The organism is Streptomyces sp. NPDC042346 (assembly GCF_055581845.1).
Genome location: NZ_JBVJEH010000018.1, coordinates 1 through 13,953, shown reverse-complemented (window position 1 = coordinate 13,953; position 13,953 = coordinate 1). Strand labels below are relative to the sequence as shown.

Sequence of the window (13,953 nt, the reverse complement as noted above, 5' to 3'; positions counted from 1 at the left end):
CGATGTTCGCCATCCCTAGACTCCCGACCTCGGGGGTACATCGGGGGACAAGTAGTGGGGCATGGAGTGCCAGAACTCGTACTGGAATTGAATGGAAGGACCTGGACTCTCGATCCGTCCAGGTCGTACACCTTGGGTCGCGATCCGCAGGGCGACCTGGTCATCGACGACGCCCGGGTCTCGTGGCGGCACGCCACCGTCAGCTGGGGCGGCCGGAGTTGGGTCATCGAGGACCACGGCTCCACGAACGGCACGTTCGTCCAGGGGCAGCGGATCCACCAGATGGAGATCGGCCCGGGATCGGCCGTTCACCTCGGCAACGCGACCGACGGACCCCGGCTGAATCTCGCCGCCGGAGCCCAGGCCGCGCACCAGGCCCACCAGCCGCCGGCCCAGGCCCAGGCACCGGTGGCCCAGCCCGCCGCCCACCAGGCCGGCCCGGCGCAGGCCGCCGCCCAGGCCGACTGGGCGACGCACCAGGCCCCGCCGCCGCAGCAGCAGGCCCCGGCGCAGCAGGGCTGGCAGCAGCAGGCCCAGCAGCAGCACGCACAGCCGCAGGTCCCGCACCAGCAGGGCGGCCCCCAGGGCCCCCACCACGGTCACCAGGGGCCCGGCGCCGCCGCGGGGGCGTCGTCGGCCTACGCCGACCGCAGCCCCACCACGTTCCATCAGCTGAACCTCGGCCACGTCATGCGCATCGGCCGTGCCCTCGAGAACGAGCTGGTCGTCTCCGACCTCCAGGTCTCGCGGCACCACGCCGACTTCCACGCGACGCCCGACGGCCGCTTCGAGATCCGTGACCTCGGCTCGCACAACGGCACGTACGTCAACGGTCAGCCGATCCCCAAGGGCGGCTCGGCCGTCCTCGGCCCGCAGGACATCGTCGGCGTCGGCCACTCGACGTTCCGCATCGTCGGCGGCCAGCTGGAAGAGTTCGTCGACACCGGCTCCGTCTCCTTCTCGGCCCGCCACCTCACGGTGGAGGTCGACGGCGGCAAGAAGATCCTCCAGGACGTCTCCTTCGGCGTCCCGGAGAAGTCGCTGATCGGTGTCATCGGCCCGTCCGGCTCCGGAAAGTCCACGCTGCTCAAGGCGCTGACCGGCTACCGCCCGGCCAACGAGGGCGACGTCCTCTACGACAACCGGAGCCTCTACAAGCAGTTCGCCGAGCTGCGCCAGCGCATCGGTCTGGTCCCGCAGGACGACATCCTGCACAAGGAGCTGACCGTCCAGAAGGCGCTCCGCTACGCGGCCAAGCTCCGCTTCCCCGGCGACACCGCCGCGGCCGAGCGCGAGGCCCGTATCGACGAGGTGCTGCGCGAGCTCAAGCTCGACATCCACCGGGAGAAGAAGGTCACCTCCCTCTCCGGCGGCCAGCGCAAGCGCGTCTCCGTCGCCCTGGAGCTCCTCACCAAGCCGTCGCTGATCTTCCTGGACGAGCCGACCTCCGGCCTCGACCCGGGCATGGACCGCGACGTCATGCAGCTGCTGCGCGGCCTCGCCGACGACGGCCGCACGGTCCTCGTCGTCACCCACTCGGTGGCCGAGCTGGGTCTCTGCGACAAGCTCCTCGTCATGGCGCCCGGCGGTTCCGTGGCGTACTTCGGCCCGCCGGAGGAGGCGCTGAACTTCTTCGGCTACTCCACCTGGGCCGACGTCTTCTCCGCCTTCGAGAACTACCGCGACTACGACTGGGCGGGCCGCTGGAAGGGCTCCCAGCACTACCAGATGTACGCCGCGGACATCGACGCCGTCGCCGCGCAGCCCGTCCAGATGCCGCAGCAGGCGATGGCCCGCCCGCCGAAGCCGCAGGGCTGGGGCTCGCAGCTGTGGACGCTGATCCGCCGCTACGTCTCGGTGATCGCCTCCGACAAGGGCTTCCTTGGCCTGATGGTGATCCTGCCGGCCGTCCTCGGCGCGGTCTCGGTCGTCATCCCGGCGGACTTCGGCCTCGGCTCGCCGACGGCACCGTCCCGCTTCAACGGCGACGCGGGAACGATCATGCTGATCCTCATGGTCGGCATGTGCTTCAGCGGCGCGGCCAACTCGGTCCGCGAACTGATCAAGGAGCGGGTCATCTACGAGAGGGAGCGCGCCACCGGCCTCTCCCGCTCCGCGTACCTGATGTCCAAGGTGATCGTCCTCGGCCTGATCACGGCCTTCCAGGGCGTCATCATCTGCGGCATCGGCTTCTCCACCCGCGCGCTGCCCGCCGAGGGCCTCCTCATGCCCCCGGCCGTCGAGCTGTGCATCCAGGTGATCGCCCTCGGCCTCACCTCGATGATGTTCGGCCTGGTCATCTCCGCGCTCGTGAAGACCGCCGAGAAGACCATGCCGCTGCTCGTCATGTTCGCGATCATCCAGGTCGTGTTCACCGGCATCCTCTTCCAGGTGTACGGCTCGCCCGGCCTGGAGCAGTTCGCCTGGCTGATGCCCTCGCGCTGGGGCATCGCCGGCGCCGGCACCACCCTCGACCTGGCCCGCCTCATGCCGCCGTGGGACCCGAAGAACCCCACGGACACCGACTCCCTGTGGGAGCACACGGCCGGCCAGTGGGGCTTCGACCTCGGCGTCCAGCTGCTCATGGCCGCCGTCTGCTGCGTCGTCGTGGCGCGGCTGCTGCGCCGCCACGAGCCCGAGGTCATGCGCAAGTGACCCCGTAGGCAGTACGCCCGAGGGCGGCACCCCGCACAGGGGGTGCCGCCCTTCGGCGTACGCCAGGAGAATCCGCGGAGAAGCGGGGATCAGTAGGCGCTGTTGACGTTGTCGATCGAGCCGTAGCGGTCGGCCGCGTAGTTGGCGGCGGCGACGATGTTGGCGACCGGGTCGTACTGGTCGAACGCGGTGCCGGGCACGTGGTAGGTCTTGAAGGTCGGGTAGATGACCTGGAGCAGACCCTTCGACGGGATGCCGTTGATGGCGTTGATGTCCCAGTTGTTGATCGCCCGCGGGTTGCCGCTGGACTCGCGCATGATGTTCTTGTGCAGGCCGTTGTAGCTGCCCGGGATGTTGTGCTTGTCCATGATGGACAGCGCCTCGCGGATCCAGCCGTCGAGGTTGTTCGCGTAGACCGGGGTACGGGCGACGGAACGGCTCGCGGCCGCCTTCTCCGCGGCGCGCTTCTTCGCGGCCGCCTTCGCCTTGGCCTCGGCCTTCGCCTTCGCGGCGGCCTTGGCTCGGGCGTCCGCCTTCGCCTTGGCGTCGGCCTTGGCCTTCGCGGCGGCCTTCGCCTTCGCCGCGGCCTTCGCCTTGGCGTCGGCCTCCTGCTTGGCCTTCAGGCCGACAGTGGTGTGCTGCTCGGTGACGCTGGCGGCCAGCGCCTTCGCCTGCGGGCTGGCGGCGTCGTACGACCACGCGACCTGCTGCGTACCGGAGAGGGCCTGGGGCTCGGTCTCGGTGGAGCCGCCGTTGCCCTGCACGAGGGAGAGGGTCAGTGCTGCGGCGCTCAGAGCGGCGACGCCGGCGATCGTGGCCTTGTGGGTCTTCTTCAGACCACGACTGTGGCCAGGAGTGTTCGCAGACATCAGGACTACCTCTTCGAATCGCAGGGGTTGTCGCTCGCCGGGGCGGCGCTGCGCCTGCTCGGCGGCGACGAGGGCAATTCTTAGCGGCAGCAAAATCGCGTGGCAAAGGTGTGACGTACGATCCCGGGTAGTGGATCAGGGTCCCGTGCACGGGCCACGGAACGCCCGTTGTGGCCAGGTTCCTCCGCCTCTATCAGGCCTCCTGGCGTCCACTAGCGGCCTTCGTAAGTGATGTGGGTCCTATGCGCGGGCTCACATCGGGCACGTAACAAACTCACCGCGCGTTGCGGACGCAATGCACACGGTGAGGCAGGTCCTCCGGAGGGAGGAGAAGGACGCCACCGCCCTCCTCCCGAAGGCGCCCAACACCCCACCGCCCTCCTCCCGAAGGCGCCCCGCACCCCACCCGCCCACGCCCCATCCGCCCCACCCGCCCACGCCCCATCCGCCCCACCCGCCCACGCCCCATCCGCCCCACCCGCCCACGCCCCATCCGCCCCACCGGACCCGCGCCCCATCCGCCCCACCGGCTCCCGCCCCGCGTCCCCGCCGCCGCCGACACCGAGCCCGTCGGCCCCGACAGGGGCACGTGGACCTAGGTCCCGGGTCCCCCTCCTCCGCCGTCCCCGGGCGGATACGCACGGTCACACCCCGCCGGTACGGTGAACGCATGAGCCATCGACCGAGCTCCGGCCTCGCCGCCGTGAGCACCGCACTCCTCGCGATGAGCCGCCGTCTGGAGGTCCGCGACGTCCTCAAGACGATCGTCGCCTCCGCCCGCGAGCTCCTCGACGCCGAGTACGCGGCCCTGGGCGTCCCGGACGACCACGGCGGCTTCGCCCAGTTCGTGGTCGACGGCGTCAGCGACGAGCAGTGGAAGGCGATCGGCCCCCTGCCACGCCAGCACGGCATCCTCGCCGCGATGCTCCACAAGGCCGAACCCGAGCGGCTCGGGGACGTCCGCAAGGACCCCCGCTTCGAGGGCTGGCCGGACGCCCACCCCGAGATGTCCGACTTCCTCGGCCTCCCCGTCAGGGACGGCGACGAGATCCTCGGCGCCCTCTTCCTCGCGAACAAGCGCTGCCCGAAGGAGACCGGCAGCTGCGGCTTCACCGCGGAGGACGAGGAACTGCTCTCGATCCTCGCCCAGCACGCGGCCATCGCCCTCACCAACGCCCGGCTGTACGAGCGCAGCCGCGAGCTCACCATCGCCGAGGAGCGCTCCCGCCTGGCCCACGAGCTCCACGACGCCGTCAGCCAGAAGCTCTTCTCGCTCCGGCTCACGGCCCAGGCCGCGGCCGCCCTCGTCGACCGCGACCCCGCCCGGGCCAAGGACGAGCTCCACCAGGTCGCCGTCCTCGCCGCCGAGGCGGCGGACGAGCTGCGCGCCGCCGTCGTCGAGCTGCGCCCCGCCGCGCTCGACGAGGACGGCCTCGTCCACACCCTCCGCACCCAGATCCAGGTCATGGACCGCGCCCACACCGCCCGGGTCACCTTCGAGAGCCCGGGCGTACGGGCCCTGCCCGCAGCCCAGGAGGAGGCCGTCCTCCGCGTCGCCCAGGAAGCCCTGCACAACGCCCTGCGCCACGCCGAGGCGGAGCTCGTCACCGTCACCCTCGCCCGCAGCGGCCAGGGCGCGCGGCTCACCGTCACCGACGACGGCAAGGGCTTCGACCCGCGGACGGTCCGCAGCGCCGGCCGCCACCTCGGCCTGGTCTCCATGCGGGACCGGGCGGGCGGCGTCGGCGGCGCACTCACCGTGACCTCGGCCCCCGGCGAGGGCACCACGATCGAGATGGAGGTTCCCGGTGGCTGACAAGCCGATCCGTGTCCTGCTGGTCGACGACCACCAGGTCGTCCGCCGAGGCCTGCGCACCTTCCTCGAGGTGCAGGACGACATAGAAGTGGTGGGGGAGGCCTCCGACGGCGCCGAAGGAGTCGCCCGTGCCGAGGAGCTCCGCCCCGACGTGGTCCTCATGGACGTGAAGATGCCCGGCACCGACGGCATCGAGGCGCTGAAGCGGCTCCGCGAGCTGGCCAACCCGGCCAGGGTCCTGATCGTCACGAGCTTCACCGAACAGCGCACGGTCGTCCCCGCGCTCCGCGCCGGCGCCTCCGGATACGTCTACAAGGACATCGACCCCGAAGCCCTGGCCGGCGCCATCCGCTCCGTCCACGCGGGCCACGTCCTGCTCCAGCCCGAGGTCGCCGGCGCGCTCCTCAGCCAGGAGGACTCCCCGGGGGGTACGGGACGGGGCTCGACCCTCACGGAGCGCGAGCGCGAGGTCCTCGGCCTGATCGCGGACGGCCGCTCCAACCGCGAGATCGCCCGCGCGCTCGTCCTCTCCGAGAAGACGGTCAAGACGCACGTCTCGAACATCCTCATGAAGCTCGACCTCGCGGACCGCACCCAGGCCGCCCTCTGGGCGGTCCGCAACGGCCTCACGGAGTGACGCGCCCCTGAACGAGCGCCTTGCGCGCCGGGGCGCACGACCGTTCAGTCCTTCATACCGTCGGGTGTATATCCCCCGTTCGGCGCAACCCGGCGGGGGCGGCGGCGTTCTCCATGACGTGCTGCGGCGGACCGGCCGCAGCGATGACCAGGAGGATGTACCAAGTGAAGAACCTCAAGAAGGCCGCTGCCGTCACCATGGTCGCCGGTGGCATCATCGCCGCCGGTGCGGGTGTCGCCTCCGCCCACGGCGCCGAGGCCGACGGCAAGGCCCTCAACTCGCCGGGCGTCGCGTCCGGCAACCTGGTGCAGGTCCCGGTCCACGTCCCCGTGAACGTCTCCGGCAACACGGTCAACGTGATCGGCCTGCTCAACCCGGCCTTCGGCAACCACGCCCTCAACGGCTGAGCCACCCCAGAACCACCGGCCCCCGGACGATCCCCCGGGGGCCGGCCCCTTTTTCCGGCCGCATCTCCCACACGCGCCCCTGACACCACTCGGCCCCTGCGGGCCTCCCGGGCCTCGGCCCGCCGCGGTGGCCTCCGACCGTCGGGTCGACGGCGAGCCCCTCGGCTCAGAACCCCCGCTCGCGCTCCCGTTCCTCGACATACGCGTTGTACGCGGCGACCTGCGCCCGCCGGGCCACCCGCTCCACCGGCCGCAGCGCCTCCCCCCGCGCCGCCATTTCCGAGGCGCTGACCGCACCCCCGTGCCCGTGGTCGTACGCCAGGTCCACCAGCAGTCCGATCCGCTGGGCCAGCTCCAGGACCCGCACCGCCCGCGGCGGGTAGCCCGGGGCCAGGACCTCCCGGCCCACCTCCGCCCGCGCCCGGTACGCCGCGCGCGCCACGTCCGCCGCGGGGCCCGAGGCCGCCACGTCCAGCCGCGTCAGCACCGCCGTCGCGTCCCGCAGCGCCTCCGCGAGCTCCCGCTCCGCCTCACCGAGCGACGGAACGTCCGCCGGCGGAGCCTCCCGCACCGAGAGACAGCGCCAGACGACCTCCACGTGCACGTCGCCCGTCGGCCCCGCCTCCGTGACCTCCGGCACGAGACCGTACGGCGCGCCGAAGCCCACCACGGCTTCCTCGGCCTCCAGGGCGCGCGCGTTGAAATCCGGCGGCCCGCTCAGCCCCAGCGGATGCCCCGGCGCCGGCAGCGCCACCCGCCACCCGGTCACCCCCAGCCGCCGCAGCCGGCCCAGCGCCAGCGTCAGCCCCACCGGCGCCGCCTCACCCGGCAGCCCTTCCACGCGGTGCACCGCGTCCTCCCCGACAATGGCCAGCGCCGCGTCGTCCGGCGACACCGCCCCGGCCAGCAGGGCATTGCCCCAGGCGGCCAGGCGTCCTGAGCGTGGTTCCGAAAGCATCCCCCCAGACTAAGGACTCAAAGGAAGCCCTAGGGACCGGCCCGCTCCGTCGATAACGTAGGTTTTCCCCTGGACGCCGCGCCCATCGGCGCAAGGCGACGACACGACTCGACCGCAAGGGGAGACAACGCGCTCATGAGCGATGTACTGGAGCTGGTGGACGTATCCGTGGTCCGCGGCGGACGGGCTCTGGTGGACGAGGTCTCCTGGTCGGTCAAGGAGGGCGAGCGCTGGGTGATCCTCGGACCCAACGGCGCCGGCAAGACCACCCTCCTGAACATCGCCTCCAGCTACCTCTTCCCCACCAAGGGCACCGCCACGATCCTCGGCGAGCGGCTCGGCGGCGTCGGCACCGACGTCTTCGAACTCCGCCCCCGCATCGGCATGGCCGGCATCGCCATGGCGGAGAAGCTGCCCAAGGGCCAGACCGTCCTCCAGACCGTCCTCACCGCCGCGTACGGCATGACGGCCACCTGGCACGAGGACTACGACCCGGTCGACGAGGAGCGCGCGAAGGCCTTCCTCGACCGCCTCGGCATGAACGACTACCTGGACCGCAAGTTCGGCACCCTCTCCGAGGGCGAGCGCAAGCGCACCCTGATCGCCCGCGCGATGATGACCGACCCCGAGCTCCTCCTCCTCGACGAGCCCGCCGCCGGCCTCGACCTCGGCGGCCGCGAGGACCTCGTCCGCCGCCTCGGCCGCCTCGCCCGCGACCCGTACGCGCCCTCCATGATCATGGTCACGCACCACGTCGAGGAGATCGCCCCCGGCTTCACCCACGTCCTGATGATCCGCCAGGGCAAGGTCCTCGCCGCCGGCCCCGTGGAGACCGAGCTCAGCTCCCGCAACCTCTCGCTCTGCTTCGGGCTGCCGCTCGTCGTCGAGCGCGTCGGCGACCGCTGGACCGCCCAGGGCCTGCCGCTGAAGTAGCGGACCGGAGCGCCGGCGTCCCGCACAGCCGCCCGCGCCCTGTCCCGGAAGGACCCCACCGCCCTACCATGACCACGTGGACATCGACGCGTGGGTCTGGTGGTTGATCGGCGCGGTGGGGCTCGGCATTCCGCTGGTCCTGACCGCGATGCCGGAGTTCGGCATGCTGTCCGTCGGCGCGGTCGCCGGGGCGGTGACCGCCGCCCTGGGCTTCGGCGTCACCCCCCAGGTGATCGTCTTCGCCGCCGTCTCCGTGGCGCTGGTCGCGGTGGTCCGCCCGATCGCCGCCCGCCACCGGGACGACCGGCCCCGGCTGGCCAGCGGCATCGACGCCCTGAAGGGACGTCAGGCGGTCGTCCTGGAACGGGTCGACAGCAGCGGCGGAGGCCGTATCAAACTCGCCGGGGAGATCTGGTCCGCCCGCGCGCTCGACAGCGAGCAGACCTTCGAACCGGGCGACCAGGTCGACGTCGTGGAGATCGACGGCGCGACGGCCGTCGTCATGTGACCCGAACCGCACACCGCACGTGAGCGAACCACACGTGGCCGAACCCCATGTGACGGAACATCATGTGGCCGAACCTCGCCCATGACGTTCCGCCGTCTGGGAAACTCGATCATCGAAAGCCATCCGGCAGTCAACCGGTAGCGAAGGGCACGGGGAACACGATGTCAGCTGTCATCATCGTCCTGATCATTCTGGTGGTGCTCGTCTTCATCGCCCTGGTCAAGACGATCCAGGTCATCCCGCAGGCGAGCGCGGCGATCGTGGAGCGCTTCGGCCGCTACACCCGCACGCTCAACGCCGGACTGAACATCGTCGTCCCGTTCATAGACTCGATCCGTAATCGGATCGACCTCCGCGAACAAGTCGTCCCGTTCCCGCCGCAGCCGGTGATCACCCAGGACAACCTCGTCGTCAACATCGACACGGTCATCTACTACCAGGTGACCGACGCCCGGGCCGCGACCTACGAGGTCGCCAGCTACATCCAGGCGATCGAGCAGCTCACCGTCACCACCCTCCGCAACATCATCGGCGGCATGGACCTGGAGCGGACCCTCACCTCCCGCGAGGACATCAACGCGGCACTGCGCGGCGTCCTCGACGAGGCCACCGGCAAGTGGGGCATCCGCGTCAACCGCGTCGAGCTCAAGGCGATCGAGCCGCCGACCTCCATCCAGGACTCGATGGAGAAGCAGATGCGCGCCGAGCGCGACAAGCGTGCCGCGATCCTCACCGCGGAGGGCACCCGCCAGTCCGCGATCCTCACCGCCGAGGGTGAGAAGCAGTCCGCGATCCTCCGCGCCGAGGGCGAGTCCAGGGCCGCCGCCCTGCGCGCCGAGGGCGAGGCGCAGGCCGTCCGTACGGTCTTCGAGGCCATCCACGCGGGCGACCCCGACCAGAAGCTGCTCTCGTACCAGTACCTCCAGATGCTCCCGAAGATCGCCGAGGGCGACGCCAACAAGCTCTGGATCGTGCCCAGCGAGATCGGCGACGCCCTCAAGGGCCTCTCCGGCGCCTTCGGCAACGTCGGCGGCGGCGCTCCCGGCTTCAACACGAAGGACAGTCGGTCCGATCGGCGAGAAGAACCCCCCGTTGACTGACACGTACACGTAAGTCTCGTGCATGATCGGTGCGAGCCCCTCGACCCTGACGACCTCAGAGCGGGGAGGCGACTCACTGACCATGTAAGGAGATGGCGTTGTCCATCTGGGAAATGCTGGCGGTCTTCGCCGCCGGCATCGGCGCCGGCACCATCAACACCATCGTCGGATCGGGAACGCTCATCACGTTCCCGGTCCTCCTCGCGACCGGGCTCCCCCCGATCACCGCGAACGTCTCCAACGCCCTGGGCCTCGTCCCCGGCTCCATCAGCGGGGCCATCGGCTACCGCCGCGAACTGAAGGGCCAGAAGGCCCGCATCCTCCGCCTCGGCAGCGTGGCCCTCCTCGGCGGCCTCATCGGCGCGATCCTGCTCCTCGCGCTCCCGTCCGACGCCTTCGACGCGATCGTCCCCGTCCTCATCGGCCTCGCGCTCGTCCTGGTCCTCCTCCAGCCCCGCATCGCCGCCGCCGTGCAGCGACGCCGCGAGCAGACCGGCACCGTGGCCCACCCCGACGGCGGCCCCGTCCTCCTCGTCGGCCTCTGCTTCGCCAGCATGTACGGCGGGTACTTCGGCGCCGCCCAGGGAGTGCTCTACCTCTCGCTCATGGGCCTGCTGCTCCACGACACCCTGCAGCGGATCAACGCCGTCAAGAACATCCTCGGCGCCCTCGTCAACGGCGTCGCCGCCGTCTTCTTCCTCTTCGTCGCCGAGTTCGACTGGACCGCCGTCGTCCTCATCGCCGTCGGCTCCACCATCGGAGGCCAGATCGGCGCCAAGGTCGGACGCAAGCTGCCGCCGTCCGTCCTGCGCGGAGTGATCATCGCGGTCGGCATCGTGGCGATCCTCCAGCTGACGCTGAACTAGCCCGGCCCACGGAAGAGCCCGCCTCCCCACACAGGGGAAGGCGGGCTCACACCGTACGAGACGGCCCACACCGTACGAGAAGGTCTACGCGGCCGAGTTCGCCAGCCACTCCGGCAGCTCGGACCGCTCACCCGCCCGCATCGCGAGCAGCATCGCGTCCGCAGGCGACGGCACGAACGGCTCGTGCAGCAACGGCATCCCCGCCTGCTCCGGCGTCCGGTCGGCCTTGCGGTGGTTGTCCTCGGCGCAGGAAGCGACGGTATTCAGCCAGCTGTCCCCGCCCCCCTGGGCCCGCGGCACGACATGGTCGACGGTCGTCGCCCTCCTCCCGCAGTACGCGCACCGGTGTTGGTCCCTGACCAGCACCCCCCGCCTCGACCACGGGGCGTGTCTTCGGAAGGGCACCCGCACGTACCGGCAGAGCCTGATCACCCGCGGCACCGGAAGATCGACGGCGGCACCTCGCACCCGCAGCTCGGGATGGGCCTGCTCGACGACGGCCTTGTCCTGAAGAACAAGCACCACCGCACGGTTGAGAGTGACCGTCGACAGCGGCTCGAAGCTCGCGTTGAGTACCAGCGTGTCCCGCATTGTGCCCACCTCCCGTGTGCCGGCCCCGCCCCGGAGCGGGGCGTGGGGCCTGGATCAACGATGGCCGGGCCGGCCGGGGTTGGACAACGCAATTTCCCGCGAAACAAAAGATGCCCGCTTCTGATCTCTCCAAGACCAGAAGCGGGCAAACAACAAACGAACGATCAGACCGCCGCGGGAGCCGCGTACTCACCGATCAACTGGGCACGCCCCAGCGTGTGGAACCGCAGATTGAAGCCGACCGCCGCCGGCGACACGTCGCCATCGGGACCGAGCTTCTCGCTGTCCACCGCGTACACGGTGAAGACGTAGCGGTGCGCCGGGTCCCCGGGCGGGGGAGCGGCGCCGCCGAACTCCTTCGTGCCGTAGTCGTTCCGTACGTGCACGGCCCCGGCCGGCAGCCCCTCGAACGACCCCGACCCGGCACCGACGGGCAGCTCCGTCACCGACACCGGGATGTCGAACAGCGACCAGTGCCAGAACCCGCTGCCCGTCGGGGCGTCCGGGTCGAAGCAGGTCACGGCGAAGCTCTTCGTCTCCGCGGGGAAGCCCTCCCAACGCAGGTGCGGAGAGGTGTTCCCCGCCGCGTACACCTGCGCGTCCTTCAGCACCGCACCCGGCGCGATGTCGTCGCTCACCACCGTGAACGACGCCACCGGCGGATGGAAATCGTGAGGGAGCGGCGCCCTCTTACCCTCGGACACGTGGAGCCTCCGTATCGCCTGTCGCTGGTTACCCGGCCGAGCCTAGAGCCAGTTGCGACGGCCGCCGACCTCGGCGAGCCACTGGTTCAGGTAGGCCGCCCAGTCGGTCGTGTGGAAGTCGTGCAGGCCCACCTTGAACGCACGGAACGAGTCGCTGCCCTCGCCGAACAGACCGGGCTTCTTGTCCATCTCCAGGACGACGTCCATCTCACGGTCGTCGGCGACGAAGCTGACCTCGACCTGGTTCAGCCCGCGGTACTGCTGCGGCGCGAAGAACTCGATCTCCTGGTAGAAGGGCAGCTTCTGCCGCGTCCCCCGGATGTGCCCGCGCTCCATGTCCGCGCTCTTGAAGCGGAAGCCCAGACCGATGAACGCGTCCAGGATCGCCTGCTGCGCCGGCAGCGGGTGCACGTTGATCGGGTCCAGGTCGCCGGAGTCCACGGCCCGCGCGATCTCCAGCTCGGTGACCACACCGATGTTCATGCCACGCAGCTGCTGACCGGCGATGGCGGTCACCGGGGTCTCCCACGGCACCTCGATACCGAACGGCACGACGTGCACCGCGCCGGCCTTCACCTCGAAGGCACCGCCCAGCCGCACCTTGAGGAACTCGACGTCCTGCTTGTGCTCCTGGTCGCCGCCCTCGACCTCGACGCGCGCCTGCAGGCCGACGGAGAGCGCCTCGATCTGCTGGTCGACGCTGCCGCCCTGGATCCGCACCTCACCCTGGACGACACCACCCGGAACCACGTTCTCCTCGGAGAGCACGGTCTCCACGGTGGCCCCACCGGCACCCAGGCTCGCGAGCAGCTTCTTGAATCCCATGACTTCCACTCCTTCTCGGTACTGACCTCTACATACGCGCGACGACCGTAACCGGTTCCCCGCCGGCCGCCACTACGCTCGGCCGCCATGAGCGACACCCCCTCCCGTACGCCGCTCCCGCGGGCCTTCTTCGACCGCCCCGTCCTGGAGGTCGCCCCCGACCTGCTCGGCCGCACCCTCGTCCGTACCTCCCCGGCGGGCCGGATGGAACTGCGCCTCACGGAGGTGGAGGCGTACGCCGGCGCGATCGACCCCGGCTCGCACGCCTTCCGCGGCCGCACGCCACGCAACGCCGTCATGTTCGGCCCGCCCGGGCACGCGTACGTCTACTTCACCTACGGCATGTGGCACTGCCTCAACCTGGTCTGCGGTCCCGAGGGCGAGGCGAGCGGAGTCCTCCTGCGCGCCGGCGAGATCCTGACCGGCGCCGATCAGGCCCGGGCCCGCCGCCGCTCGGCCCGCCACGACCGGGAGCTGGCCCAGGGCCCCGCCCGCCTGGCCACGGCCCTGGACATCGCCCTCTCCCTGAACGGCACGGACACCTGCGCCGGCCCCGAAGCCCCGCTCTCCCTGCTCACCGGCACGCCACCCACGCCGGCCGCGATCAGCAGCGGCCCGCGCACGGGCGTCGGCGGCGACGGCGCCCCCCACCCCTGGCGTTTCTGGATCACGGACGACCCGACGGTCAGCCCGTACCGGGCCCACACCCCCCGGAAGCGTCGGCTTGACTCGGCCCCTCCGACCGCCTAACGTAGCCCGAGCCGCTGGAAACGGGCCTGCTTGTTCAAGCACCCCGTAGCGGCCACCCACTACTCTCGATGATTCCCCAGCAGGGGCTTATTTCGGCATTCCCGAAATTCGTTTCGAATGACTCGATTATGAGTCGCCAGAGAAATCAGCTAAAGTAGTGACCACGCCGGAAGGGCCCAGCGCGAAAGCGAAATGGGACCGGAAAGCACCGAGGAAATCGGATCGAAAAGATCTGATAAGCTTCGGAACGAAGGGAAAAGCCCGGAGGAAAGCCCGAGAGGGTGAGTACAAAGGAAGCGTCCGTTCCTTGAGAACTCAACAGCGTGCCAAAAAT

The 13,953-nt window shown here is 70.5% G+C and carries 14 protein-coding genes; 9 read left to right on the top strand and 5 right to left on the bottom strand.

Annotation, left to right across the window (positions count from 1 at the left end):
- Positions 1 to 54 precede the first annotated feature (54 nt).
- Entirely contained in the window at positions 55 to 2,655 is a 2,601-nt protein-coding gene (locus tag ACZ6K0_RS42545; RefSeq protein WP_376394659.1) for an FHA domain-containing protein, read from the top strand.
- Positions 2,656 to 2,744: 89 nt separating this feature from the next.
- On the opposite strand, the gene ACZ6K0_RS42540 is transcribed toward ACZ6K0_RS42545, so the two are convergent.
- Positions 2,745 to 3,524, bottom strand: coding sequence for a transglycosylase SLT domain-containing protein (locus ACZ6K0_RS42540; RefSeq protein WP_469228044.1), 780 nt, complete (start codon positions 3,522 to 3,524; stop codon positions 2,745 to 2,747).
- Positions 3,525 to 4,194: 670 nt separating this feature from the next.
- Here ACZ6K0_RS42540 and ACZ6K0_RS42535 point away from each other — a divergent pair.
- From ACZ6K0_RS42535 to ACZ6K0_RS42525, 3 genes are all read left to right on the top strand, one after another.
- Positions 4,195 to 5,340 (top strand): GAF domain-containing sensor histidine kinase, encoded by a 1,146-nt coding sequence (locus ACZ6K0_RS42535; RefSeq protein ID WP_376394653.1) that lies wholly within the window; start codon positions 4,195 to 4,197, stop codon positions 5,338 to 5,340.
- Positions 5,333 to 5,977, top strand: a complete 645-nt coding sequence (locus tag ACZ6K0_RS42530) for a response regulator (protein ID WP_376394650.1) — start codon at positions 5,333 to 5,335, stop codon at positions 5,975 to 5,977. Before ACZ6K0_RS42535 ends, ACZ6K0_RS42530 begins: the two co-directional genes overlap by 8 nt.
- A 164-nt stretch (positions 5,978 to 6,141) precedes the next feature.
- Entirely contained in the window at positions 6,142 to 6,384 is a 243-nt protein-coding gene (locus tag ACZ6K0_RS42525; protein WP_359679161.1) for a chaplin, read from the top strand.
- Between the two features lie 166 nt (positions 6,385 to 6,550).
- Here the strand turns inward: ACZ6K0_RS42525 and ACZ6K0_RS42520 are convergent, their stop codons facing one another.
- Positions 6,551 to 7,342, bottom strand: coding sequence for a hypothetical protein (locus tag ACZ6K0_RS42520; protein ID WP_469228042.1), 792 nt, complete (start codon positions 7,340 to 7,342; stop codon positions 6,551 to 6,553).
- Positions 7,343 to 7,477: 135 nt separating this feature from the next.
- On the opposite strand from ACZ6K0_RS42520, the gene ACZ6K0_RS42515 reads away from it, so the two are divergent.
- The 4 genes from ACZ6K0_RS42515 (at position 7,478) to ACZ6K0_RS42500 (ending at position 10,749) form a co-directional block, all read left to right on the top strand.
- On the top strand, positions 7,478 to 8,275 hold the full coding sequence (locus tag ACZ6K0_RS42515; RefSeq protein ID WP_376394644.1) for an ABC transporter ATP-binding protein: 798 nt from the start codon (positions 7,478 to 7,480) through the stop codon (positions 8,273 to 8,275).
- Positions 8,276 to 8,351: 76 nt separating this feature from the next.
- Positions 8,352 to 8,783, top strand: coding sequence for an NfeD family protein (locus tag ACZ6K0_RS42510; RefSeq protein WP_376394641.1), 432 nt, complete (start codon positions 8,352 to 8,354; stop codon positions 8,781 to 8,783).
- A gap of 161 nt (positions 8,784 to 8,944) precedes the next feature.
- Entirely contained in the window at positions 8,945 to 9,883 is a 939-nt protein-coding gene (locus ACZ6K0_RS42505; RefSeq protein ID WP_376394639.1) for an SPFH domain-containing protein, read from the top strand.
- Positions 9,884 to 9,975: 92 nt separating this feature from the next.
- Positions 9,976 to 10,749, top strand: a complete 774-nt coding sequence (locus ACZ6K0_RS42500) for a sulfite exporter TauE/SafE family protein (RefSeq protein ID WP_469228038.1) — start codon at positions 9,976 to 9,978, stop codon at positions 10,747 to 10,749.
- Between the two features lie 84 nt (positions 10,750 to 10,833).
- Here ACZ6K0_RS42500 and ACZ6K0_RS42495 read toward each other — a convergent pair whose 3' ends face one another.
- From ACZ6K0_RS42495 to ACZ6K0_RS42485, 3 genes are all read right to left on the bottom strand, one after another.
- Complete coding sequence (locus ACZ6K0_RS42495) at positions 10,834 to 11,340, bottom strand: HNH endonuclease (RefSeq protein ID WP_024756197.1); 507 nt, start codon at positions 11,338 to 11,340, stop codon at positions 10,834 to 10,836.
- 164 nt (positions 11,341 to 11,504) lie between these two features.
- The gene (locus ACZ6K0_RS42490; protein ID WP_376394634.1) at positions 11,505 to 12,044 is read right to left on the bottom strand and encodes a YbhB/YbcL family Raf kinase inhibitor-like protein; all 540 of its coding nucleotides are present in this window, start codon (positions 12,042 to 12,044) and stop codon (positions 11,505 to 11,507) included.
- A gap of 42 nt (positions 12,045 to 12,086) precedes the next feature.
- Positions 12,087 to 12,869, bottom strand: a complete 783-nt coding sequence (locus ACZ6K0_RS42485) for a sporulation protein (protein ID WP_376394632.1) — start codon at positions 12,867 to 12,869, stop codon at positions 12,087 to 12,089.
- Between the two features lie 87 nt (positions 12,870 to 12,956).
- On the opposite strand from ACZ6K0_RS42485, the gene ACZ6K0_RS42480 reads away from it, so the two are divergent.
- On the top strand, positions 12,957 to 13,619 hold the full coding sequence (locus tag ACZ6K0_RS42480) for a DNA-3-methyladenine glycosylase (RefSeq protein ID WP_469228036.1): 663 nt from the start codon (positions 12,957 to 12,959) through the stop codon (positions 13,617 to 13,619).
- Positions 13,620 to 13,953 lie beyond the last annotated feature (334 nt).